At 58.7% G+C, this 22,975-nt stretch carries 19 protein-coding genes and 1 pseudogene; 6 read left to right on the plus strand and 14 right to left on the minus strand.

Annotated features, from left to right (window positions below; translation table 11 throughout):
• From ACLH1I_RS24050 to ACLH1I_RS24060, 3 genes and pseudogenes are all read right to left on the minus strand, one after another.
• The coding region (locus ACLH1I_RS24050) for a hypothetical protein (RefSeq protein ID WP_223602338.1) at nt 1–78 on the minus strand (78 nt) is incomplete at its 3' end.
• A 17-nt stretch (nt 79–95) separates the two neighbouring features.
• Nucleotides 96–347 carry an EAL domain-containing protein gene (locus tag ACLH1I_RS24055; protein ID WP_406946352.1) on the minus strand — a complete coding sequence of 84 codons (252 nt, stop codon included), beginning with the start codon at nt 345–347 and terminating at the stop codon, nt 96–98.
• Between the two features lie 207 nt (nt 348–554).
• Nucleotides 555–1,166 (minus strand): annotated as a pseudogene (locus tag ACLH1I_RS24060) (CSS-motif domain-containing protein); the annotation flags it as partial.
• Nucleotides 1,167–1,566: 400 nt separating this feature from the next.
• Between ACLH1I_RS24060 and ACLH1I_RS24065 the strand changes: the two are divergent.
• The 4 genes from ACLH1I_RS24065 (at nt 1,567) to ACLH1I_RS24080 (ending at nt 6,353) form a co-directional block, all read left to right on the plus strand.
• A complete protein-coding gene (locus tag ACLH1I_RS24065; protein WP_004201453.1) occupies nt 1,567–2,583 on the plus strand; it encodes an iron ABC transporter substrate-binding protein in 1,017 nt (338 codons plus the stop codon).
• Nucleotides 2,584–2,604: 21 nt separating this feature from the next.
• Entirely contained in the window at nt 2,605–4,179 is a 1,575-nt protein-coding gene (locus ACLH1I_RS24070) for an ABC transporter permease (RefSeq protein ID WP_023317876.1), read from the plus strand.
• A gap of 1 nt (nt 4,180) precedes the next feature.
• Entirely contained in the window at nt 4,181–5,209 is a 1,029-nt protein-coding gene (locus ACLH1I_RS24075; protein WP_023317877.1) for an ABC transporter ATP-binding protein, read from the plus strand.
• 244 nt (nt 5,210–5,453) lie between these two features.
• Complete coding sequence (locus tag ACLH1I_RS24080; protein ID WP_017899473.1) at nt 5,454–6,353, plus strand: GGDEF domain-containing protein; 900 nt, start codon at nt 5,454–5,456, stop codon at nt 6,351–6,353.
• A 17-nt stretch (nt 6,354–6,370) separates the two neighbouring features.
• On the opposite strand, the gene ACLH1I_RS24085 is transcribed toward ACLH1I_RS24080, so the two are convergent.
• Nucleotides 6,371–7,204 carry a helix-turn-helix transcriptional regulator gene (locus tag ACLH1I_RS24085; protein ID WP_032455802.1) on the minus strand — a complete coding sequence of 278 codons (834 nt, stop codon included), beginning with the start codon at nt 7,202–7,204 and terminating at the stop codon, nt 6,371–6,373.
• A gap of 261 nt (nt 7,205–7,465) precedes the next feature.
• Here ACLH1I_RS24085 and ACLH1I_RS24090 point away from each other — a divergent pair, with 261 nt between their 5' ends.
• Nucleotides 7,466–8,233: a phytanoyl-CoA dioxygenase family protein gene (locus ACLH1I_RS24090; RefSeq protein WP_017899475.1), complete on the plus strand. Its 768-nt coding sequence runs from the start codon at nt 7,466–7,468 to the stop codon at nt 8,231–8,233.
• A 13-nt stretch (nt 8,234–8,246) separates the two neighbouring features.
• Here ACLH1I_RS24090 and ACLH1I_RS24095 read toward each other — a convergent pair whose 3' ends face one another.
• Genes ACLH1I_RS24095 through ACLH1I_RS24115 form a run of 5 tightly spaced genes read right to left on the minus strand, consistent with a single transcriptional unit; the run spans nt 8,247 to nt 13,210 of the window.
• On the minus strand, nt 8,247–8,588 hold the full coding sequence (locus tag ACLH1I_RS24095; protein ID WP_004201460.1) for a PTS fructose-like transporter subunit IIB: 342 nt from the start codon (nt 8,586–8,588) through the stop codon (nt 8,247–8,249).
• A gap of 15 nt (nt 8,589–8,603) precedes the next feature.
• Nucleotides 8,604–9,479 (minus strand): [formate-C-acetyltransferase]-activating enzyme, encoded by an 876-nt coding sequence (locus ACLH1I_RS24100; protein ID WP_004201461.1) that lies wholly within the window; start codon nt 9,477–9,479, stop codon nt 8,604–8,606.
• On the minus strand, nt 9,445–11,742 hold the full coding sequence (locus ACLH1I_RS24105; protein ID WP_049003770.1) for a formate C-acetyltransferase: 2,298 nt from the start codon (nt 11,740–11,742) through the stop codon (nt 9,445–9,447). Before ACLH1I_RS24105 ends, ACLH1I_RS24100 begins: the two co-directional genes overlap by 35 nt.
• Nucleotides 11,743–11,792: 50 nt before the next feature.
• Nucleotides 11,793–12,113, minus strand: a complete 321-nt coding sequence (locus ACLH1I_RS24110) for a PTS fructose-like transporter subunit IIB (RefSeq protein WP_004201463.1) — start codon at nt 12,111–12,113, stop codon at nt 11,793–11,795.
• Between the two features lie 20 nt (nt 12,114–12,133).
• On the minus strand, nt 12,134–13,210 hold the full coding sequence (locus tag ACLH1I_RS24115; protein ID WP_004201464.1) for a PTS fructose transporter subunit EIIC: 1,077 nt from the start codon (nt 13,208–13,210) through the stop codon (nt 12,134–12,136).
• Between the two features lie 309 nt (nt 13,211–13,519).
• Here ACLH1I_RS24115 and ptsP point away from each other — a divergent pair, with 309 nt between their 5' ends.
• Complete coding sequence (gene ptsP, locus ACLH1I_RS24120) at nt 13,520–16,021, plus strand: phosphoenolpyruvate--protein phosphotransferase (protein WP_004201465.1); 2,502 nt, start codon at nt 13,520–13,522, stop codon at nt 16,019–16,021.
• Between the two features lie 37 nt (nt 16,022–16,058).
• Here the strand turns inward: ptsP and ACLH1I_RS24125 are convergent, their stop codons facing one another.
• From ACLH1I_RS24125 to ACLH1I_RS24145, 5 genes are all read right to left on the minus strand, one after another.
• The gene (locus tag ACLH1I_RS24125) at nt 16,059–17,024 is read right to left on the minus strand and encodes a PDR/VanB family oxidoreductase (RefSeq protein ID WP_043521056.1); all 966 of its coding nucleotides are present in this window, start codon (nt 17,022–17,024) and stop codon (nt 16,059–16,061) included.
• 56 nt (nt 17,025–17,080) lie between these two features.
• On the minus strand, nt 17,081–18,529 hold the full coding sequence (locus tag ACLH1I_RS24130) for an NAD-dependent succinate-semialdehyde dehydrogenase (protein ID WP_198080106.1): 1,449 nt from the start codon (nt 18,527–18,529) through the stop codon (nt 17,081–17,083).
• A gap of 18 nt (nt 18,530–18,547) precedes the next feature.
• On the minus strand, nt 18,548–19,672 hold the full coding sequence (gene yeaW / locus ACLH1I_RS24135; RefSeq protein ID WP_004201468.1) for a carnitine monooxygenase, oxygenase subunit YeaW: 1,125 nt from the start codon (nt 19,670–19,672) through the stop codon (nt 18,548–18,550).
• 37 nt (nt 19,673–19,709) lie between these two features.
• Nucleotides 19,710–21,317, minus strand: coding sequence for a BCCT family transporter (locus tag ACLH1I_RS24140; protein WP_004201469.1), 1,608 nt, complete (start codon nt 21,315–21,317; stop codon nt 19,710–19,712).
• A 522-nt stretch (nt 21,318–21,839) separates the two neighbouring features.
• The gene (locus ACLH1I_RS24145; RefSeq protein ID WP_017899481.1) at nt 21,840–22,925 is read right to left on the minus strand and encodes a tartrate dehydrogenase; all 1,086 of its coding nucleotides are present in this window, start codon (nt 22,923–22,925) and stop codon (nt 21,840–21,842) included.
• Nucleotides 22,926–22,975: the final 50 nt, after the last annotated feature.

A 22,975-nucleotide genomic window follows, 5' to 3' on the forward strand; every position in this document is an offset into this window, starting at 1 on the left:
CCAGTTGGTGATTTTGAACTTTTGCTTTGCCACGGAACGGTCTGCGTTGTCGGGAAGATGCGTGATCTGATCCTTCAACTCAGCAAAAGTTCGATTTATTCAACAAAGCCGGCGTTGATATGTGATGCGCTGATATTGACGCCGATATGAAACCCGTCCGGCAGCTTACTGAAGATCGGCCTCATCTGGGCGGCGACCTGCGCCATCAGGCTACAAGTGAGTGGGATAATCAAGCCGGTACGCTCGGCCAGCGGAATAAATTCAGCGGGCGAACGCCACTGCGCCGTGGTGTTTGGCCAGCGGGCGAGGATTTCCACGCCATAGATCTCTCCGGTTTTGCCGTTCACCAGCGGTTGATAGTAGGGAACGATAGCGCCCTGAGCGATGGCGTAGCGCAGCCTCTCCTCTTCTGAGGTATAGACATTGAGGTATTTGCGCAACAGAAAATAAAACAGCAACGAAACAGAGAAAATAAAAATCAGCAGCCCGGACCCATTATGAAACAAGCGGCCGGGGCTAAAAAAAGGCGACTCAGGATAGGCAATATGAAATGGATAGTCTGGTGAGCTAAAAATATCCTGGTTCGGACCAGCGTTGAGTGGCTTCACATCGCCATATCTGGCAATCATTTGATTGTGAACCAAAAGCGCCAGCCCGCCGTTATCCTCATCGCTATACAAGGCATCGCGCAAATGGATATCGCTGATGCTGACAATGACTCTTACCTGCGCCGAACGAGTGTGATAGATCAGCACTGGCCGCTTATTCACCATCATTCTGGCGGGCAGCAGCTGCAGTGGCTCATCGGGTAAAGACTCAGGATGGAGCGTCAGTACCCGATTGCCCGGCAGCGACGAGCACCACACCTGGCCATCTTTTACCAGCACGATCGTGCGCAGATGCGGCTGCAGGGCGGCCTCGGTCCCGAGCTGAAACTGGCCCTGCACGGAGCAACCGCCGCGGCTAACGTTCATCGCCGTCATCGTTGCTGCGCGGGCCTCATCCAGAATAACGGCGATTTTCTTTGCCGCCTGACGGGCGGTGGCGACATGCGAGGCCTGATCGGAATGCCACAGTTGCCAGTTGATAACGAACACGCCAGCCAGAAATACCACCAGCGCCAGGGAAAAGGCAATCCATGCGTTTCGTCGCTTTATCTCTTTCATTTGTTGGGCATGCAATGGTGTTTGTGCATAAAGTGAACCATCTCTCTGGCAGTAAAGGCTTTTCTATGATCGTAGAAGGGAGATAACTTCCGCGATGACGGCGCATCATAAAAATATGATCGCTATCACAATACCTGCCGACAAAGGCCGGTTATATCGCGTTGACGCTACGTACCTCTTCTGCCGGTAATAAAAATAAAAAATTAATGTTTTCTTAATATATTTTTCTGGGCCGGCTGGTTATTAGCATTTTCCAGTCCGTAGTGGCGTGCTTGCGCTATTTTTTGCTTTTTTAAGTTTATGATAATTGTTTTCATTATCATTCTTTTTTTGCTGTGATTTAATCCTCTCCGCTCAGGCTATTTACCATTAATTTCCCTGGTTCATTAAGGATGCGTTCATGAAATCTCGCTTATCGCCCCTCTGTAAGGCAGCGCTGGTTGCCGCTTCTCTGTTTCTGGCGCCGCAGGGGATGGCGGCTGACGGTCAGGACGGGATTGTGGTCTACAACGCCCAACACGAAAATCTGGTGAAGTCGTGGGTGGATGGATTTACGAAAGAGACCGGTATTAAAGTCACGCTGCGCAATGGCGATGACAGCGAGCTGGGTAATCAGCTGGTTCAGGAAGGCGCCGCGTCGCCAGCCGATGTGTTTCTGACCGAGAACTCACCGTCGATGGTGCTGGTTGATAACGCCAAACTTTTTGCCCCGCTGGATGCGGCCACCCTGCAGCAGGTTCCGGCACAATATCGCCCTCAGCACGGTCGCTGGATTGGCATCGCCGCGCGTAGTACCGTGTTCGTCTATAACCCGGCCAAAATCAGCGAGGCGCAGCTGCCGCACTCGCTGATGGATCTGGCAAAACCGGAGTGGAAGGGCCGCTGGGCGGCTTCGCCATCGGGGGCTGATTTCCAGGCTATCGTCAGCGCGATGCTGGCGCTGAAGGGTGAGCAGGCGACCCTCGACTGGCTGAAGGCGATGAAAACCAACTTTGTCGCCTATAAAGGCAACAGCACGGTGATGAAAGCGGTCAACGCCGGGCAGATCGACGGCGGAGTGATCTACCATTACTATCGCTTCGTTGACCAGTCAAAAACCGGCGAGAACAGCAAAAACACCCAACTGTATTACTTCAAACACCAGGATCCGGGGGCCTTCGTCAGCATTTCCGGCGGCGGCGTGCTGGCCTCCAGCAAACATAAAGCACAGGCGCAGGCCTTTATTAAATGGATCACCGGTAAGCAGGGACAGGATGCGCTGCGCACCAATAACGCCTTCGAATATGCGGTGGGGGTAGACGCGGCCTCTAACCCGAAACTGACCCCGCTGAAAGATTTGGATGCCCCGAAGGTGGAGCCTTCCTCGCTGAACAGTAAAAAGGTCATTGAACTGATGACGCAGGCTGGCCTGCTCTGATCCTGAGGAAGTGATGTTGCTATGTCTGTTCTGAGTCTGTCGCTCGGAAAGAAAACAGGACGCCTGCCTGAGCGCAGGCGTCCTGCATTTCCGATGGTTGCCTTAGCGCTCCTGTTTTCATTGCTGGCGCTGTTGCCGTTAGGGTTTGTGGTGGCGGTCGGATTCGATACCGGCTGGCCGACAATCAAAGCGCTGGTCTTTCGCCCGCGGGTAGGCGAACTGCTCAGCAATACCCTGTGGCTGACGGTGCTGACTGTCCCCATCAGCATTGTGCTTGGCGTGACGCTGGCCTGGCTGACGGAACGTACCGCGCTTGCCGGGCGGCAGCTGTGGTCGGCGCTGGCGGTGGCCCCGCTGGCCATTCCGGCCTTTGTCCAGAGCTACGCCTGGATCAGCGCTGTGCCCTCGCTGCATGGCCTGGGCGCTGGGGTGTTTCTCTCGGTGCTGGCCTACTATCCGTTTATCTATATGCCGGTGGCGGCCGTGCTGCGCCGACTCGATCCCACCCTTGAGGATGTCGCCGCGTCGCTGGGCACGCCGCCGTGGAAAGTGTTTTTCCGGGTGGTGCTTCCGCAGCTGCGGCTGGCCGTCTGCGGCGGTGCGCTGCTGGTGGCCCTGCATCTGCTGGCGGAATATGGTCTGTATGTGATGATCCGCTTCGATACTTTCACTACCGCCATTTACGATCAGTTCCAGTCGACCTTCAGCGGTCCGGCCGCCAATATGCTGGCGGGCGTGCTGGCTCTGTGCTGTCTGGCGATCCTGCTGCTGGAGAGCGCTTCGCGTGGTAAAGCGCGCTATGCGCGTATCGGCGCCGGGGCGGCGCGCGAGCAGAAGCGCCTGGTGCTGGGGAAAGGGGCCGCCTTCGGCGCGCAGCTGCTGCTTCTGCTGCTGGTGCTGCTGGCGATGGGGGTGCCGTTGCTGGTCCTGGGGCGCTGGCTGTGGCTGGGCGGTATCGATAACTGGCTACATGCCGATCTGTGGCATTCCCTGCGCCAGACTCTGTTGCTGGGGGCGGGCGGGGCGCTGCTGACGACGGTCTGCGCGATCCCCATCGCCTGGCTCGGCGTGCGCTATCCGCGTCCGCTGTTCCGCCTGCTGGAGGGGTGTAATTACATCACCAGCTCGCTGCCCGGCATTGTGACCGCGCTGGCACTGGTCACCGTCACCATCCACTATGCCCGTCCGGTGTACCAGACCGAAGTGACGCTGTTTCTGGCCTATTTGTTAATGTTTATGCCGCGGGCGCTGATTAACCTGCGCGCCGGTATCGCCCAGGCGCCGGTGGAGCTGGAAAACGTCGCCCGCAGTCTCGGACGCAGCCCGGCCCGCGCCCTGTGGAGTATCACCATGCGACTTGCCGCCCCGGGGGCGGCCGCCGGCGCCGCGCTGGTGTTCCTTGGCGTCAGCAATGAGCTTACCGCCACGCTGCTGCTCTCGCCGTTAGGCACCCGCACGTTGTCGACCGGCTTCTGGGCGTTAACCAGCGAGATCGACTATGTGGCGGCGGCGCCCTACGCGCTGTTGATGATCATCATTTCGCTGCCGCTGACGGCGGTTCTCTATATGCAGTCGAAAAAAATGGCAGGGTTGTAACATGCTGGAATTGTCTTCTGTTTCGAAATCCTTCGCCGATGCGCAGGTCCTCGATAATATTCATCTTCAGGTGGCTCCGGGTAGCCGGACGGCAATTGTGGGTCCGTCGGGTTCGGGAAAAACCACGCTGCTGCGCATCCTTGCCGGTTTCGAAACGCCCGACAGCGGACGCATCGTGATGCACGGCGCGCCTCTGTTTGCTGAGGGCGTGTTTGTTCCTGCCCACCAGCGACGGATCGGCTACGTTCCGCAGGAGGGGGCGCTATTTCCTCACCTCAATGTCGCGGACAATATCGCCTGGGGGCTGGACGCCAGCCGCGAGGAAAAACGTCGCCGGGTAGGCGCACTGATGGAGATGGTCGCCCTTGACCATAGCCTGGCGCGCCACTGGCCGCATGAGATCTCCGGCGGCCAGCAGCAGCGTGTGGCCCTGGCTCGCGCCCTGGCCCAGCAGCCGGCGCTGATGCTGCTCGATGAGCCCTTTTCTGCCCTGGACACCGGACTGCGCGCCAGCACACGCAAAGCGACCGCCGATCTGCTGGCGGAGACCGGCATCGCCTCGATTCTGGTGACTCATGACCAGACCGAAGCGCTGTCGTTCGCCACACAGGTGGCGGTGATGCGCCAGGGACGTTTCGCCCAGGTGGGTACCCCGCTGACGGTTTACTCGCAGCCGGTGGACGAAGAGACGGCGCTGTTTCTCGGCGATGCCCTGATCCTCCCCGCACGGCTGAGCCCCGGGCGGGCCAGCTGCGCGCTGGGCGACCTGGCGACAGACGCAGCGCATCCTGCTGGTGAAGGTAAGGTGATGTTGCGTCCGGAGCAGCTGAGCGTCAGCGTGAGCGGACCACAGGAAAGTACTGCCACCATCCGCGATGTTGATTTCTCCGGCCAGCTCTCCACGCTGACGCTGTCGATGTCCGGGCACGATCGGCCGATTGTTCTGCGAACCGTAAGCCAGCCGGCGTGGCAGCCAGGCGCGACGGTGCGACTGACGGTCAGCGGCAAGGCGCGCGTGTTCAGCGGCTAATCTCTGAGCAGGCGCCGCCGGATATCGGTGGCGCCGCACGGAAAGCTAATCAACTGACGGATTAAGCCGATAGTATCCGCGCCACTGACCTCGTCGCCATGGAGTGGTAGTACGTTGGAACAATTCCGCGGGGTCAGTCTACCTCACCGCCGTTTTGTCGGCGCGTCGCTTTTTCATTCGTCCCGCTGCGCTTAACTGCTATCCTGTCCCGCGATCGGCCCTGTTGTTACCGTGAGACATCGTTATGCCTGAATGCCATACTCCTGCGAATCGCTCCATTCCGTCCGCTTTGGCGCGGGGTACGTTGCTGCCTGCGCTGCTGGTCATCGTCGCCGTCGCTGTCGGCTGTGCGCTGGTGTCGCCGCCGATCGGCACGTGGCGTGAGATCCTGGCCAACCCCGGGCTCTATATCGATTTGCTGGCGCTGCTGTTTCTGGTGTTTATGCTGTGGAGCTCAGCAAAGGTGCGGATGAGCCATATCGCCGTCAACTGGGTGCGCTATGGGCTGCTGCTGTGGATTGCTGGCGGCACGTTCGATGTGATGGATGAGATAGTGGTTCAGCCGCGCTGGATGGGTTATTACTGCGAAGATCTGCTGCGCCTCTCCGGGATGCTGCTGACCGTGGTGGGCGTCTACAAAATTATTGAGCGCATCAACCTATTGTACGTTGACGCGCGCTCGCAATCACTGAAGGACGAGCTCACTCAGTTGCCCAATCGCCGTTTTTTCATCGATACCATTCGCGAAAAGTCCGGGCATGCGCTGGGGCTCATGATTCTGGATATCGATTTTTTCAAGAAAATCAATGATACCTGGGGCCACCTGGTGGGGGATGAAGTGTTATTTTCCCTGGGGAAACAGCTGGCGAAACTGACCAGCGAGCAGGTCCTGCCGGCGCGTATTGGTGGGGAAGAGTTTGCCATTATCGTCGATGGCCTGTCGGAGCCTGAACTGCACGCCCTGGCGCAGTCGATCCTCGACAATGCCCGCACCATCCTGATCAATCATCAGGCGCCGCTGTCGATCAGCATTGGCGTGGGAACCTGGCGGCCGGGCGAAGCGCAGGAGACGTTTATCCGCAAAGTCGACGAGGCACTGTACAAGGCCAAGCACAACGGGCGTGGGCGCGTGGAGTGGGCGTAATATTCCGACACGGCAGGTTAGGTCTGCTGCGTGCTGCGGCAGTGTCGCCGATACTCTGACGGCGAACGCTCGGTGTAGCGTTTGAAGACCCGGCAAAAATAGTTGCTGTCGACAAAGCCGCAGTTATGGGCGATCTCTTTCACCTTCAGGTCGTAGCCGCGCAGCAGCTGTTTTGCCTTTTCCAGACGCACCCGGGTCAGATATTCGTTAAATCCCACCGAGCCTGATTTCTGAAAAATATGCGAAAGATAGTTGGGCGTGATGTGAAAACGTCTGGCCACCGATTCCCGCGTCAGCGGCAGGCTAAGATTTTCCTCGAGGTAGTCCTGAACGGCGAGAAACAGATCCCGGCTGCGACTGACGCGCATTTCCAGCCCAACCAGCTGTTCGCGACAGTGACTCAGCAGCGCGGCGACCACCAGCCGCGCGGTCAGCGGATCGGGCTGCAGGCTGACTTCGTTCAGGCTCAGCAACAGGTAAGAGCCCACGCGCGGTCCAAGGCGGGCAACGCTTTGCTTTTCCGTGTGCAGGCTTTTCCCGTCCCAGCGCTGAATACTGAACCCCAGCTTCTGTCGACCAAACAGAATACTCAGGGTGGTGGCCGGGCCGGTCCACTGCGGCAGCGTCCATTTTCCCGCCTGCACGTACAGCACCTGTAAAGTGGTTAACGTCGAGGCGGCCAGTGGCAGCCCCTGTTCACTGAGCTGGCCCTCCAGCACTATTTCCAGACGCGGAAACGGCACGTTGAGGGCGAGGGCAGGGACGGAGATATCCGGCTCAGGAAATCTCACCTGTAAATGATCTTTTTGACTGATTAACCGATGCAGAATATCTGGCAGATCTTCAATCATTCTTTGCCCTCAGCATGCGCATTATCCTGTTGATGGTAATCTATTTTTTATCCCCAGACAGCGTTTGTTTCGTCAATTTGCGCAGCGAATTCCCTGCCAGGCGCCGCGCATGCATCGCCGGAGAGGAGATTGTTGATGCCCATCACACTTCGGTGGCTCGCGTACGTATGTCCAGTTTTTCGTAGCGCTCGCCTCCTGTCATGCCGCGGATGGACCAGTAGAGTTTGTTTGTGTTATCGGAACGTTAAAAAGGAACGCAAAATGAACTCACCATCGGCTAGTTTTCTCGATGCGTTAGGCGCCAGTCAGGCGCTTAGTGCGCAAATGAAACATGAACTCGACACCCTCGGCTACACCGTCGTGCATAACGTCGTTGACGCCCAGTGGCTGAGCGAAATGCGCCGGCTAATTGATACCCTGGTTGAGCGTGAAGGCGACAATCTGGCGATGGAACACCATCAGGAAGCGACTGCGACGCGGATCGCCAACCTGGTGAATAAGGGGGTTATCTGGGAGAAAGTCTGGTCCCACCCGCTGATCCTCTCCGCCTGCCGCTATATCTTCAACGGTGATTTTAAAGTCTCCAGCCTTAATGCGCGTGAGGCGCTGTATAACGGCGGTCACCAGCCGCTGCACGCCGACTGGAAAAAGCCGCGCCCGGATTTTCCCAAAGTCCACCTGGTGAATACCATCTGGGCGATAGACGATTTAAGCGCCGCTAACGGCGCGCCGCGGATTATCCCTGGAACCCACCTGCGGCCGGAGTTGCCGGAAGAAGTCTTGGACGACCCGGAACAGGCCCACCCAGACGAGATTGTGTTTGCTGCGCCGGCCGGCAGCGTGATGATCTACAACGCCCACGCCTGGCACGGCGGTACCCGTAATCGTGAGGGTAGCCGACGACGCGTGCTGCATGGGTTATATATCGATCGCGCGGATACGCCGCAGCAGGACCAGCGGCGCTGGCTGACGCCGGAAACGGCAAGCCGCCTGACGCCAGCGCAAAAGTGGCTGCTGGATGTAGAGTAAGACTCGTCGCCGGTCAGGGAAGTTCTACATAGACGACCGGCTTTTTCATGATGCTTTTCACGGCCTCGACGATCTGCTGCGGCTGCAGCAGGAAGCTCTTGATGCTGGTTTTAATCGTCCGCAGGCCGCTAAAGCGCTGGGCGTCGTCAATTTCGATATCCGTCACCAGCAGCACCACTTCGGCGCGGGCGATATCTTCTGCGGTAATGCGATTTTCAACGCCGAGCGCGCCCTGGGTTTCCACCTTCAGGTGCCATTTTTCATGATGACCGACCTTTTCCAGTCGTTCGGCAGCCATATAGGTGTGCGCCACCCCGCTGACGCAGGCGGTGACGGCGACAATATTGAAGTCCATAACATCCTCCTGGCGTTAACCGCCGATAGTGACGTGGAATCCGGCCGCTTCGGCCATTATCCGATAAGGTTGAATGTCCGCTTCGCCAGGCGCTTTCACGCTGGCCAGCGTCCAGGGTTTGCCCAGCAGACGGTATTTTGGCTCGCCATATTGATGAAACGGCAACAGGTGCATTTCTTTTAGCGCGAACGGCGCGAGAAACGCCAGTATCTGGCGAAAATTATCCACGCTCATGGTGTAACCCGGGATCAGCGGCACCCGCGGGATCAGATTGATGTTTCTTGTCGCCAGCTGGCGAAAATTGTCCAGTACCCGCGGCTGATTCATTCGCAGCAGCGACCGCGCCAGCTCAGGATCCATGATTTTAAAATCAAACAGCACTTCGTCGCTGGATTCAGCCACCGGCAGCAAACGGTCAAAGGCGCCGTCGCCGGCGGTCTCGATGGCGGTGCGGATCCCCCACTGGCGCAGGCGCTGAAGAAAACGGGCGGCAAACCCGGCCTGCATGAGCACCTCCCCGCCGGAGAGGGTGACACCGCCGCCGGAGGCGCGGAAGAAGACTTCATCTTTGAGCACCTCCTGAAGGAGGTTCTCCAGCGTCACGTCGCGACCGATCTGCTCCCATGCCCCGGAGGGACACTCGGCGACGTCCTGCAGACAGCGGGCGCAGCCCAGACATTTGCTCTGCCGGCGCAGGGTCTGGATCTTCGGCGACATTGACTCCGGGTTGGCGCACCACGGGCAGGTGTGGGGGCAGCCTTTGAAAAAGACCACCGTGCGGATCCCCTGGCCATCGTTGAGCGAGTAGCGCTGCAGGTTAAAAATACGCGCCCGATCGGCGCGCGTCTCCATCACCTCACAGCTGATGCGCGGTGCGGCGGATGATGTCATCCTGAATCTCCTTCGACAGCTCAACAAAGAAGGCGCTGTAGCCCGCGACGCGCACCACCAGGCCGGCAAAGTCCTGCGGCCGCTGCTGCGCTTCACGCAGGGTGTCGGCATTGACCACGTTAAACTGAATATGCTGCAGCTTGAGCTTGCAGAAAGCCTGTAAAAAGTCTGCCAGCTTGTTCAGCCCGCCGTCGCCGGCCAGCGTTGCCGGGGTGAATTTGACGTTAAGCAGCGTACCGTTCGACAGCAGATAGTTATCCAGCTTGCTGACCGATTTCAGCACCGCCGTCGGCCCCTGAGCATCCTGGCCGACCATCGGCGACAGGCCGCCGTCCGCCAGTTGTTCGCCGGCCAGCCGCCCGTCCGGGGTAGCCCCCACTACCGAGCCCAGCGGCACATGCGCCGAGACGGTATAGGAGCCGGGAGTAAAATGGCCGCCGCGCGGGTTCAGGTACTGCTCCACCTCTTTGCAATAAAAGCGCAGCAGATCGGCGCTAATATTATCGACTTCGTCGATGTCGTTACCGTACTTCTCAAAACGGTTAATCAACCGGGCGCGGATCTTTTCCCCCTCCGGCGTGCGGAAGTTGGCCTTCAGGACCGCCATCAGTTGGTCAAAACTGAGACGCTGCTGATCGAAAACCATCCCCTTCAGGGCGTGCAGTGAATCGCTCAAGTTGGCGATCCCGATGCCCTGGACGCCGGAAAAGTTATAGCGCGCGCCGCCGGCGGTGATATCTTTGCCGTGCCGGACGCAATCTTCAATGAACGAGGAGAGCAGGGGGACCGGCGCCCAGTCGCGATGGCCGATATCGCAGATATTGCTGCCCTCGACCATCAGCTTGATGTAATAACGAATTTTGTCACGGATCTGACTGATAAGTCCTTCCCAGCTGACCTCCGGTTGCCCTTCATTTTCCAGCAGGACCAGTTCCATAACCTTCAGCAAGTTGAACATGGCGATATCATGCAGGCCGTAGGTGCGGCCAGGGATCGACAACTCGACGCAGCCGACCACCGCGTAGTCGCGGGCGTCTTCCAGCGACACGCCGCGATTGAGGAAGGCGGGGACCACCACCTCGTCGTTGAAAATCTGTGGAATGCCGGTGCCCAGGCGGATGGTTTCAGCGGTTTTACGCAGGAACGGGCGGTCAATCAGCTCGTTGACCCGCACGCCAAGATTCGGCTGCGGCAATTGCACGTTCTGATAGGCATCGAGGCATAAAAACGACAGCGCGTTGACCGCGCTGCGTCCGGTTTCCGTCAGTCCGCCGAGCAGAGCGGTGTAGCCGGTGGGAAAACCAGCGAAATAGCGCGCGCTGCTCGAGGAGCGCAGCAGCACGATATCGTTGCATTTCACCCACAGCGACTCCAGGAGCTCCCTGAGATACGCCGGATCCTGACCCTGATTCAGCGACGCCTGATAAAACGGCAACATATACTGATCAAAACGCCCCAGTGAAATTGAGCTGGCGTTGGATTCGTACTGCAGAATGATGTTCATATACCAGAACAGCTGGCAGGCCTGGGGGAAGTCCGTTGGCCGGTGCTCCGCGTTGTGGCGCGAAATAGCGGCGATGGTTAACAGCTCCTGCTGACGCTGCGGGTCCTGACAGTGCCCAGCCATCTCCTCGGCCAGCGCGGCGTAGCGCAGAATATGGCGCCGGGAGGCTTCCAGCAGGATCAGCACCGCCTGATAAAAGTGGTTCCCGGGTTGTTGCTCGCAGTGGGCTTTTAGCTCCGCCACCAGCGCCCCGAGGCCATGATTGAGCAGACGCGGATAGTCGATGATGATATGGCCCTGGCCCTTATCGGTCTGGTTCACGCTGAATATCTGGGTGCTGACGGCGGCCTTGACCTCGTCGGTCATCTGGCCGTTGATAAAATCCTTCATTGAGCGCTTTTCCCAGTAGGGGAACAGCGTTTCGCGGTATATTTGCTTATCTTCTTCGCTTATCGCGAAGCGGTCCTGCGGCCGGGTCGGAAAGGCGTCGAGTTCGTTGAGCAGCCAGTAGGGATCCATCTCCGGCGACATAATGCCTGCCCGCGGTTTGATGGTCCGGTTGCCGGCAATCAGTTCATCATCACGAATCGAAATGTCTACCTTATCGAGGATCCAGGCGGTGGCCTTCGCCCGGCGAATAATCACCGGTTCGCCCTCCGTTTGCTGATGACTGGCGGTATACAGCAGAGCGCGCTCCAGGGAGATTTCGCGCGGCTGGGCGAACAGGCTGGCTTTCAGGCGTTGAGTACGATTCGTCATGACAAACTCCATGTGGTGGCGAAGGGCGCGAGGGCGCCCCTTGTAAGGCTTCAGGTACGCTGAGAAAGATGGCTGTCTATCTTGTTCATGATGGCGTCGGCGCGCTTGACTGCATCGCTGATATTGACGCGCACGATAGTTTTCCCGGCAAAACGCTCTTCGAATTTGATACCGATATCTTTGGTCAGGATGACCATATCGGCGGCGGCGATCTCTTCGGCGGTCAGTTCGTTTTCAATGCCGATTGAGCCCTGGGTTTCGACTTTAACCTGCCAGCCTTTGGCTTTGGCGGCGCTTTCCAGCGACTCGGCGGCCATGTAGGTGTGAGCCACGCCCGACGGGCAGGCGGTGACAGCGATAATGTGGGTCATAATCTGTTCCTTCCAGTCTGTTAGTTAATTTCGAAATCAAGATCTAATTCGTCGTCGGCTTTAGCGTCAGACGATTTCTTTTTAGCCAGCGCTTTCAGCACAATGACGCAGGCGGCGCTGACGCAGGCACCGACCAACAGCGCGGCGATAAAGCCAAGTTTGCCCTGGACCACCGGCAGCACGATGAGCCCGCCCCAGCCGGCGTAACACTGGGCCCCCAACAGCGCCGCGGTGACGCAGCCGCTGGCAGCGCCAATCATATTGGCCGGAATAACGCGCAGCGGGTCGGCAGCGGCAAAGGGAATCGCCCCTTCAGTGACCCCGACGCAGCCCATCACCAGCGCCGCTTTGCCGGTTTCCCGCTCTTCGGCGGTGAAATATTTACGGCCGATCAGCGTCGCCAACCCCATCCCCAGCGGCGGCACGGCGATGCCGACGGCGGCGATAGCCACCACGCTGTAGATCCCCTGCGAGACGCAGATCAACATGAAGGCGTAGGCCACTTTGTTCACCGGGCCGCCCATATCAAAGGCCAGCATCAGGCCCATAATGATGGCCAGCACCACGATGCTGCCTTCACGCATACCCTGCAGCCAGCCGGTCAGGTTAGCGGTTAGCGCGCCCACCGGTTCGCCGAGCCCCCACATCATGATCCCGGCGGTAATAAAGGTGCCGATGATGGGAATAATGAAAATCGGCATCACCGAGCGCAGCACCTTGTGGACCGGTATTTTTTTCAGGTAGTAGACCACCAGGCCGCCGATCATGCCGGCGATCAGCGCGCCGAAGAAGCCGGCGCCGAAGCTGTTGCCCACCCAGGCGCCGATGGCGCAGGGCGCCAGCGCGGCGCGGTCGGCGATGGAGTACCCGATGTAGGCGGCGAGAAAAGGCACCATCAGCGTCAGCCCGGCGACGCCGATGTCAAACAGCTTCTTCAGGTTGGGATCGGTGGCGGCATCGGGAACTGCGCCTTTGCCATACAACATGACGGACACCGCCAGCAGGATCCCACCGGAGACCACAAAGGGGATCATGTGTGACACGCCGGTCATCAGATGCTGGCGGGTATTTTTTAGTATTTGCACCAGTTCGTTCATTGTTTGCTCCTGAGCGCTGTAGGGCCCGTGACAGTATTGATGGCTCAACATTAGAAAAAGGGCGCCGCATAAAACAGTAGAGAAAAAGTGCATTTACTGGACATTTGTAATGTTAGAAAGGAATTGCGATCCACCTCAAATCTTAATGATGGCAGGAAGGATGAGCGCTAAATGGATGGAATTGTGATGGCGGGCATAAAAAAGTATCGTGTGTACAATAGTCCAGTAATTGCCAGTTTTATCACCTAGTCCCCGGCCCCTTCATTCATTACCTTTTGGGTAAATAATGGATTGCTCAGGAGGAAGGCGATGGCTCTGGTCATTGAGTTTACATGTGATTTGCCAAACGGCGTGCATGCGCGTCCGGCCAGTCTGGTCGAAACGCTGTGTAACCGTTTTTCATCGGCGATTGAGTGGCGCAATCTGCGCCGCGAGACCAGCGGAAATGCCAAGAGCGCGCTGGCGATCATCGGCAGCAATACCCTGAAGGGCGACGCCTGCCAGCTGGTCATTCACGGCGAAGATGAAGCTGAGGCATTCGCCGCGTTAACGGCCTTTATGCGCGATGAGTTTCCTCACTGTGACGCGCCGCTGCCCGCTGCGCATACGCTGGAGATCCAGCCGGTGCCAGAGTCGCTTTCACGGCTGAACCCGACGCTGTTTCATGCCCATCCGGTGTGCGCCGGCAGCGCGGGGGGCAGGCTAATACACCTGAAATCCCGCGATCTGCATGCGCTGGGGGAACTGCCGGGCGCCGTCGCTCCCGAACAGGAGCAGGCGGCGCTGGATAATGGCCTGCGCCTGCTGGTAAAAGACATTGAGCTGCGGCTGCTGGACAATGACGGTACCGCCAGCGCAATCCTCGATGCCCACCGCTCGCTGGCGACGGATGCCTCGCTGCGCCAGCACCTGCTCGACGGCATTCTTACCGGCCTCAGCTGCGCGCAGGCGATTGTCGCCACCAGCGACCACTTCTGCGCACGGTTCCGCGACTCCGGCAACACTTATCTACAGGAGCGGGTGCTCGATGTGCGCGATGTCTGCTTCCAGCTGTTGCAACATATCTATGGCGAAGCCCGCTTTCCGCCCCCGGGCCAGCTGCGGGAGGCCACCATTTGCCTTGCCGACGAGCTGACCCCCAGCCAGTTTCTCGAACTGGATAAAGCGCATCTCAAAGGGCTGCTGCTGCGCGGCGGCGGCACCACGTCGCACACCGTGATCCTCGCCCGCTCGTTCAATATTCCGACCCTGGTGGGGGTTGACCTCGACGCACTGTTGCCGTGGGAGGGTACCCAGGTGCAGATCGACGGCACCGCCGGACTGCTGGTGGTGGATCCGAGTCCGGCGGTGGCGCGCTACTATCAGCAGGAGGCGTGGGTTCAGGCGCAGATCCAGCAACAGCAGCAGGTATGGCTGGATAAGCCAGGGCAGACGGAAGACGGTATCCGCGTCGAGATCGCGGCGAACATCGCCCATTCGGTAGAGGCGGTGGCGGCATTCAACAATGGTGCGCAGTCGGTTGGCCTGTTCCGCACGGAGATGCTGTATATGGACCGGCCCGGCGCGCCATCGGAAGATGAGCTTTACAACATCTTCTGTCAGGCGCTGGAGCCTGCCGCCGGGCGCAGCATTATTGTGCGGACTATGGATATCGGCGGTGATAAGCCGGTGGCCTATCTCAACATTCCTGCGGAAAATAACCCCTTCCTCGGCTACCGCGCGGTGCGCATCTATGAAGAGTACCAGGCGCTGTTTCATACTCAGCTGCGGGCGATTCTACGTGCCTCGGCGCACGGCGCGCTGAAGATCATGATCCCGATGATTTCCTCCATGGAAGAGATCCTGTGGGTGAAAGAGCGGCTGGCGGAGGCCAAACAGTCGCTGCGCGTTGAACAGATCCCGTTTGATGAAAAAATCCCGCTGGGCATCATGCTGGAGGTGCCGTCGGTGATGTTCATCATCGATCAGTGCTGCGAAGAGGTGGACTTCTTTAGCATCGGCAGCAATGACTTAACGCAGTATCTGCTGGCGGTCGACCGCGATAACGCGAAAGTGACGCGCCATTACAACAGTCTCAACCCGGCCTTCCTGCGTGCGCTGGACTATGCCGTGCAGGCGGCGCACCGGCAGGGGAAATGGATCGGCTTGTGCGGCGAGCTGGGGGCCAAAGGTTCGGTGCTGCCGCTGCTGGTCGGCCTCGGCCTGGATGAACTGAGTATGAGCGCGCCGGCGATCCCGGCGACCAAAGCGCGTCTGGCGCAGCTGGACAGCCGCGCCTGCCGTCAGCTGCTGAATCAGGCGATGCAGTGCCGTACCTCGCTGGAGGTGGAGCATCTGCTGGCCCAGTTCCGTATGCGCCAGCAGGAGGTGCCGCTGGTGAGCGCCGAGTGCATTACGCTCAACAGCGACTGGCGTAGTAAGGAAGAAGTGCTGAAGGGGATGACGGATAACCTGCTGCTGGCCGGTCGCTGCCGCTACCCACGCAAGCTGGAGGCTGACCTGTGGGCCCGTGAGGCGGTGTTCTCCACCGGGCTTGGCTTTAGCTTCGCCATACCGCACAGTAAATCCGAGCATATTGAGCAGTCGACCATCAGCGTCGCCCGGCTGGCGCAGCCGGTGATGTGGGGCGATGAAGAGGCGCAGTTTGTGATTATGCTGACGCTAAACAAGCACTCGGCGGGCGACCAGCATATGCGCATCTTCTCGCGGCTGGCGCGGCGCATTATGCACGCGGAGTTCCGTCAAGCTCTGGTATCCGCAGAGAGCAGCGAGGATATTGCCGACCTGCTGCGCCGCGAGCTGGAGCTATGATCGGTTTTCCGGCCAGCGGCGCTGGCCGGAGAGCGAGCTATAAATCCAGCACTAACCGGCCGCCTTTGGCGCGCGAGCAGCAGATCAGCATACTCTGTTGGCTGGCTTTCTCTTCCTCGCTGTAATACTGATCGCGGTGGTCCGCTTCCCCTTCCAGAATCATCGTTTCGCAGGTGCCGCACACCCCTTCGCGGCACAGACATTCCACCTTCGCCGCTTTGTTATTCTCAATAACCTGCAAAATGGTCATGTCCTGCGGTACGGTAAATTCGCGTCCGGAACGCGCCAGCACCAGGGTAAACGCCTCTCCGCCTTTATCCTCAACGATAAACTGCTCAAAGTGCAGTTGACTGGCGGGCACCTGATGGCGTTCGGCGGCGGCTTTCACCGCCTCGTTAAGCGCCGCCGGGCCGCAGGTATACACGTGGGTTCCGGGCTCGAGGTCGGCGAACAGGCGCGGCAGGTCGAGACGGCTGCCGAGCGCTGATACATGAATATTGACCCGATCGCGCCACGGCGCGGCGCTGAGCGCATCGACGAAAGCATTATTGTCGGCGTCGTGGAAAGAGTAGTGCAGCTGCCAGTCGGCCTGCTGTTGTTCCAGTTCCGGAATATGCGACAAGAATGGCGTAATGCCGATACCGCCGGCGATCAGCAGATGTTTTCGCGCCTGTGGTTCGATGGCGAACAGGTTGTTGGGCGTGGACACCGTCAGGGTATCGCCCGGGCGCACCTGCTGGTGCATAAAGCGCGAGCCGCCTTTGGAAGGCGACTCAAGACGCACCGCAATCTGCCAGCTGGTGGTATCCAGCGGAGAGCTCATCAGCGAATAGGCATTGCTGTAGCGCTGCTCGCCATCCTGCATCTGGACGATAATATGGCTACCGCCGCTGAATCCCGGCAGCGGGGCGCCGGTCGGCGACACCAGCGTAAAACGCTTCACCTGGGCGGTGATCTGTTCAACATCGCGAACGATCGTCTCAAACATTTGATAATCAGACATCGCTGAACTCCATCAAAAATCCCGGCGTGGCCAGAGCCGCCACCGGGAGAATACATTTATAACCCCTGGCAGAGATACTTCATCTCCAGGTAATCTTCGATTCCGTGTTCCGAGCCTTCGCGGCCAAGACCCGACTGTTTCACCCCGCCAAATGGCGCGACTTCGTTGGAAATCAGTCCGGTATTGATGCCGACCATGCCGTATTCCAGCAGCTCGGAGACGCGCCAGATACGGGCGGCATCGTTGCTGTAAAAATAGGAGGCGAGACCGTAGATGGTGTTATTCGCCTGCTCGATGACCTGCTGCTCATCGTCAAATTTCACCAGCGCCGCCACCGGGCCGAAAATCTCTTCCTGCAGCAGCAGTGACCCCGGTTGTACGTCGCCGATCACCGTAGGGGTGAAGAAATTACCGCCCAGTGGGTGCGCTTTACCGCCGGTTAACAGCGTGGCGCCGCGGCTCAGGGCGTCGTCGAGCAGGGACTGGACTTTGCGCCCGGCGTCGGCGTTGATCAGCGGGCCAATCTGGACATCGGACTCGCTGCCATCGCCCACTTTCAGGGCGGCGACGCGGGCGACGAATTTATCGCAGAATTGGTCGTAGACGGCGCGATGAATATAGAAGCGATTGACGCAGACGCAGGTTTGCCCGGCGTTGCGGAACTTGGCGATCAGCGCTCCCTCGACCGCTTTATCGATATCGGCGTCATCAAAGACGATAAACGGCGCGTTACCCCCGAGCTCTAAAGAGAGCTTTTTGATGGATTCCGCGCACTGGCGCATCAGCACGCGGCCAACTTCGGTCGAGCCGGTAAAGGAGAGCTTACGCACCCGTTCATCGCCGGTGAACACCGCGCCAATCTCACGCGACTGTCCGGTGACAACGTTAATAACGCCCTGCGGGATCCCGGCCTGATTCGCCAGTTCCGCCATCGCCAGCGCGGTAAACGGCGTTTCGTTGGCGGGCTTTATCACCATCGTACAACCCGCGGCCAGCGCCGGGCCGGCCTTACGGGTGATCATCGCCGCCGGGAAGTTCCACGGGGTGATCGCCGCGCAGACCCCCACTCCCTGGCGGATCACCATCAGGCGTTTATCGGCGCCGGGGGAGGGGATTATCTCGCCGTTGGCACGTTTCCCTTGTTCGGCAAACCACTCGATAAATGAGGCGGCATAGGCGATTTCGCCTTCCGCTTCCGCCAGCGGCTTGCCCTGCTCGGCGGTCATTATCTGCGCCAGCGCGGTCTTGTTTTCGAGGATCAGGCGGTGCCAGTTCTTCAATAACGCGGCGCGCTGGGCGGCGGTAAGCGCGCGCCATGCCGGCAGCGCGGCAGCGGCAGCATCCACCGCCTGCTGCGCTTCCGCCCGACCCATATTGGGGATCTGGCCGAGCGTCGCGCCGGTGGAAGGGTTGCTGACGGCAAGCGTCGTGCCGTCGGCGGCGTCGCGCCAGCTTCCGGCAATCAGCGCCTGCTGGCGAAACAGATCTGAGTGAAACACGGACATAGCCAACTCCTTCAACGATTACGGCTGGAACACCTGGGCCACCAGATTGTGGAAATGCGCGATACCGTGCTCGGAGATACCGCTGCCGCTGTTATCCGCCATAATGCGCCCCTGGCCGCGATAGCCGCGGGACTTCAGCCCCTTCTGCACGCTTTCCACCAGGCGTAAATCTTCCGGGCGGAACACGTCGCGATACCACTCAATCAGCGCTTTCTGATCGTCAGTCAGCTCTTCGTTGGTGAAATAGATGTCGTAATTCTGCAGAGTGGTCTCTTCATCCACCGGGAATTCATAGATCACGGTCATCATGCCCTTGATCGGCGTCACGTTGAACATGGTGCACGGCCACAGCCAGAAACCGTGGAACGCGGCGTCGGTACCTTCTTCGAATTTAAACGACTGCTCGGACGGCTTGGCGAAGCCATACTGCAGCGTCCATTTGCCGTGCATGGTGTGCCAGTAACGGTCAACCTGTACGGAATCCGAGAAGCCCGGGTGCGCCGGGCCGCAGTGGTAACATTCCAGATAGTTATCGACGATATTTTTCCAGTTCGCCGGGGTGAGAGTGGTAAAGCGCGCCGCCAGTTTCAGATCATGCACGTCCGGGCAGGCTTCCAACACTTTGTCCTGCAGGCCCGGCAGCTGCGTTTCCACGCTCTCTGCTTGCGGGTTCATATTGATAAACACAAAGCCGGCATACTCTTCCAGGCGAACCGGCACCAGCTGCGCCTTTTCGCTATCGAAATTCGCCACGTTTTCGCAGTTGCGGGCGTGGGCGAGATTGCCGTCAAGCTTGAAGGCCCAGGCGTGATAGGGGCAGGTAATCACGTTTTTGGCTTTACCTTCACCGCTCAGCAGCTGGTGGCCGCGGTGCGGGCAGACGTTATAGAAAGCGCGCAGAATGTTGTCGCGGCCGCGGACGATAACGATATTTTCGCCAATGATCTCCCGGGTGATGTAGTCGTTCGGCCGGGCGACCTCGCTGCCGTGGGCGACGCAAATCCAGCTATTGGCGAAGATGCGCTCTTTCTCGTGTTCAAACGCCTGGCTGTCGGTATAAAAACGGGCCGGAATGGTCCAGGCATCCTGCGGATTGGCGCAAAAGTTAATCGGCAGAGTAAAGTCAGGGCTCAAATTGCTCATGTAAGGTCACCTTGTGATTATTGTCAGTAAGCGATTTTTACAGCGACTGGCCGTCGCCTTTGAGTACCGTGCCAACCGGTAGCGTCTCGGCTTTAATCATTGGCTCGGGCGTATGGGTTTCTATCTGATTGACCGGCACGTGGGCGTAGTCCTGTTTTAGCCAGCGCACGAAGCCGCCGGTTTTAATCAGTAAAATGGCCAGGAATGGTAGGGCGGTCAGCACCACGGTGGTTTTCATGGTCTCAAGCGAAGCGCCGGTAAACAGAATCGATAGCGGGATGAGGGTAATTACCACGCACCAGAACAGGCGCATGCCGCGATCCGGATCGTCGCCTTCGCGCAGGTTGCGGGTGCTGGTCGCCGCCATGGTGTAGGCCACCGCATCCATATGCGAGGCGAGGAAAACAATCATCACGAACAGATAGGCGGCGAGGAACAGCTTACCTGCCGGCAGCGACATCAGGACCTGCTGGACGGCGGTTTCGCCGCCAAGAGTCTGCATCACCTGCGGTACGTTAATCACGCCGTTAACGAACTGGTGCATGGCGTAGCTTTCCATCACCCCAAAGAAGAACCAGCAGCCGGCGGTGCTACCAAGGAGCAGTCCCCATATCACCTCTTTGATTTTGCGCCCGCGGGAGACGCGGGTGACGAACATCGCCACGCCCGGGGTATAGGAGATCCACCACAGCCAGTAGAAGACGGTCCAGTTGCGGGTAAAGGCGCCGTCGCCGAGGGGATCGGTAAACAGGCTCATCTGCAGGAAGTTCTGAGTCGTCAGGCCGACGGCGTTAATGATGTTATTGGTGATGAATTCGGTTGGGCCAACCAGTAATACCACCAACGGCAGCAGAAATGCCCCCCAGCCGACCATTTTGCTCAGGCGCTGCAGGCCGTTGTTGATGCCAATCCACGAACTCATGCAGAAAATACCGCCGGAGAGCAGGATCACAAACGCCTGCACGGTGAAGTTATCCGGCAGCCCGGTCAGCGCTGACAGGCCGCGGGTGAAGGTGGCGGCAGTGACCACCAGCGAAATGGTTAACGCGCCGACGGTAGCGATCAGGAACATCAGATCGACCAGACGGCCCCAGAAGCCCTGCGGACTCACTCCGGTGATCGCTGAAATGATCCCGGAGAGGCTGAGGCCTTTATTTTTCCGCACGTGGAAGTGATAGGCCATGATCAGCGAGGCGAGAGTGTAGGTCGCCCAGGCGCTAACCCCCCAGTGGAAGAAAGAATAAGGGATGCTGTATTCCAGCGCTTTCGGCGATTGCGGGGCAATGTTCAGGCCCGGGGTCTGGTAGTAATAAGCCCATTCGGCGACGCCCCAGTACAGCGTGGAGGAGCCGAGCCCGGCGCAGATAAACATAAACAGCCATGAGAGGGTACTGTATTCGACTTTACCTTCGCCGAGACGGATATTGCCGTATTTGCTGGTCGCCAGATAGAGCACCAGTCCCAGCGCCAGCAGCACCAGTACCTGTACCGTGGAACCCAGCAGGCGGGTCACGCCGTTAAAAATCGAATCAGCCGCCTGCGCGGTTTGCTGCGGGAAGAGACTTAATGTAGCGGCGATGAAAACAATGGCCGCCAGGCTGATGGCAATCAGCGGCACATCTTTTTTCTTTACGTTGCTCAACATGGGTGATCTCCTGGGCATGATTGCCCGTCGGTGGCTTTAGCCTGTCGTTGTTATCACGCTGTAGGGTCAAGGTTCGTAGCAAAAGCTATTAACAATCGGATTATTTCTTCGTTACATGAATTAAACAATTGGCCGTTTCGTGAAGCAATAAAACACGGAACGGAAATAATAAAAGGTGAATTGGCGCAGGTTCTGTCTTTTCAGGAATTAATAAAGTTTGACGCTGTGATGCGGTCCACTTGTCAATCGTGGGGGATTCTGCATAGCGAAAAGAGAGGGAAGTTGGCGCAGGTCTTCCCGGGTAGCGGCTGCGCCTTACCCGGGCTACGGTCCGTGCGGCCTGCCTTTAATTTATTCACCATTGTTGCTGAAACTGCCGGTGTTGGTGGCCTCAACATCGCTGAGACGTTCCCGGCAGGTCGGGGCAGCCCGCAGGGATGCGGGCTGAGGGCCGTGTTTTTACATTATTGTGCCTTTTGTAGCCCCGGTAAGCGCCGCGCGACCGGGGAGCGGCTTGGGTAATTACGCCAAAATGGCTTTGCAGATAGCGTCGCTGACCTGTTGCGTTGACGCGCTGCCTTTCATATCCGGGGTTTTCGGCCCGCTGGCAATCACCTGCTCAATCGCCGCCAGAATGCCGTTGTGCGCGGCGTGATAGCGCTCATCGCCGTTGCCGAGAAAATCGAGCATCATCGCCCCGGCCCATATGGTGGCGATCGGGTTGGCGATATTTTTACCATAGATATCCGGCGCCGACCCGTGAACCGGTTCGAACAGCGACGGGAAGGTGCGCTCCGGGTTGAGATTCGCCGATGGCGCAATACCGATGGTGCCGGTACAAGCCGGGCCGAGATCGGAGAGAATATCACCGAACAGATTGGAGCCGACGACCACGTCAAAACGCTCCGGCTGCAGCACGAAGCGGGCGCACAGGATATCGATATGCTGCTTGTCCCAGCGAATATCCGGATAGTTTTTGGCCATCTCTTCCACCCGCTCATCCCAGTAGGGCATGCTGATCGCCAGACCGTTGGATTTGGTTGCGGAGGTCAGCGTTTTGCGTGGGCGGCTTTGCGCCAGTTCAAAGGCGTAGCGCAGGATCCGGTCCACGCCGCGGCGGGTAAAGACCGACTCCTGAATCACCACTTCATGCTCGGTGCCTTCATTGGCGCGCCCGCCGAGGGCGGAATATTCGCCTTCGGTATTTTCGCGCACCACGTAAAAATCGATATCGCCGGCCTTTTTGCCCGCCAGCGGGCAGGGGACGCCGGGGAACAGACGCACCGGACGCAGGTTGACGTATTGGTCAAACTCACGGCGGAACTTCAGCAGCGACCCCCACAGCGAAATGTGGTCGGGAACGGTATCCGGCCAGCCGACGGCGCCGAAGTAGATGGCATCGAAGCCCTGCAGCTGCTCGCGCCAGTCGTCCGGCATCATCTTGCCGTGATGGGCATAATATTCGCAGCTTGCCCACTCCATCTGCTCGAAGCTCAATGACAGATCCCAACGCTGTGCGGCGGCTTGCAGCACGCGAATCCCTTCAGGCAGAACTTCTTTGCCAATTCCGTCACCCGGGATGGCGGCAATACGATAGTTTTTTTTCATTCCGGTTCTCACTTTTTAGCGATGATGTTTGACCACCTGCCTATCCTATA

Origin of the sequence: Klebsiella sp. 1SOBk10mer, from assembly GCF_046602535.1 — a bacterium.
In the GTDB taxonomy this organism is placed as follows: Bacteria; Pseudomonadota; Gammaproteobacteria; order Enterobacterales; family Enterobacteriaceae; genus Klebsiella; species Klebsiella quasipneumoniae.

Bases quoted from the DNA above. Each gene is read 5' to 3' on its own strand.
- ACLH1I_RS24095 (WP_004201460.1), bottom strand. From the start codon at position 8,588: ATGGACTTCAATATTGTCGCCGTCACCGCCTGCGTCAGCGGGGTGGCG.
- ACLH1I_RS24125 (WP_043521056.1), bottom strand. From the start codon at position 17,024: ATGTCTGATTATCAAATGTTTGAGACGATCGTTCGCGATGTTGAACAG.
- ACLH1I_RS24070 (WP_023317876.1), top strand. From the start codon at position 2,605: ATGTCTGTTCTGAGTCTGTCGCTCGGAAAGAAAACAGGACGCCTGCCT.
- yeaW (WP_004201468.1), bottom strand. From the start codon at position 19,672: ATGAGCAATTTGAGCCCTGACTTTACTCTGCCGATTAACTTTTGCGCC.
- ACLH1I_RS24100 (WP_004201461.1), bottom strand. From the start codon at position 9,479: ATGACATCATCCGCCGCACCGCGCATCAGCTGTGAGGTGATGGAGACG.
- ACLH1I_RS24145 (WP_017899481.1), bottom strand. From the start codon at position 22,925: ATGAAAAAAAACTATCGTATTGCCGCCATCCCGGGTGACGGAATTGGC.
- ACLH1I_RS24080 (WP_017899473.1), top strand. From the start codon at position 5,454: ATGCCTGAATGCCATACTCCTGCGAATCGCTCCATTCCGTCCGCTTTG.
- ACLH1I_RS24065 (WP_004201453.1), top strand. From the start codon at position 1,567: ATGAAATCTCGCTTATCGCCCCTCTGTAAGGCAGCGCTGGTTGCCGCT.
- ACLH1I_RS24075 (WP_023317877.1), top strand. From the start codon at position 4,181: ATGCTGGAATTGTCTTCTGTTTCGAAATCCTTCGCCGATGCGCAGGTC.
- ptsP (WP_004201465.1), top strand. From the start codon at position 13,520: ATGGCTCTGGTCATTGAGTTTACATGTGATTTGCCAAACGGCGTGCAT.
- ACLH1I_RS24085 (WP_032455802.1), bottom strand. From the start codon at position 7,204: ATGATTGAAGATCTGCCAGATATTCTGCATCGGTTAATCAGTCAAAAA.
- ACLH1I_RS24115 (WP_004201464.1), bottom strand. From the start codon at position 13,210: ATGAACGAACTGGTGCAAATACTAAAAAATACCCGCCAGCATCTGATG.
- ACLH1I_RS24105 (WP_049003770.1), bottom strand. From the start codon at position 11,742: ATGACGAATCGTACTCAACGCCTGAAAGCCAGCCTGTTCGCCCAGCCG.
- ACLH1I_RS24130 (WP_198080106.1), bottom strand. From the start codon at position 18,529: ATGTCCGTGTTTCACTCAGATCTGTTTCGCCAGCAGGCGCTGATTGCC.
- ACLH1I_RS24090 (WP_017899475.1), top strand. From the start codon at position 7,466: ATGAACTCACCATCGGCTAGTTTTCTCGATGCGTTAGGCGCCAGTCAG.
- ACLH1I_RS24140 (WP_004201469.1), bottom strand. From the start codon at position 21,317: ATGTTGAGCAACGTAAAGAAAAAAGATGTGCCGCTGATTGCCATCAGC.
- ACLH1I_RS24110 (WP_004201463.1), bottom strand. From the start codon at position 12,113: ATGACCCACATTATCGCTGTCACCGCCTGCCCGTCGGGCGTGGCTCAC.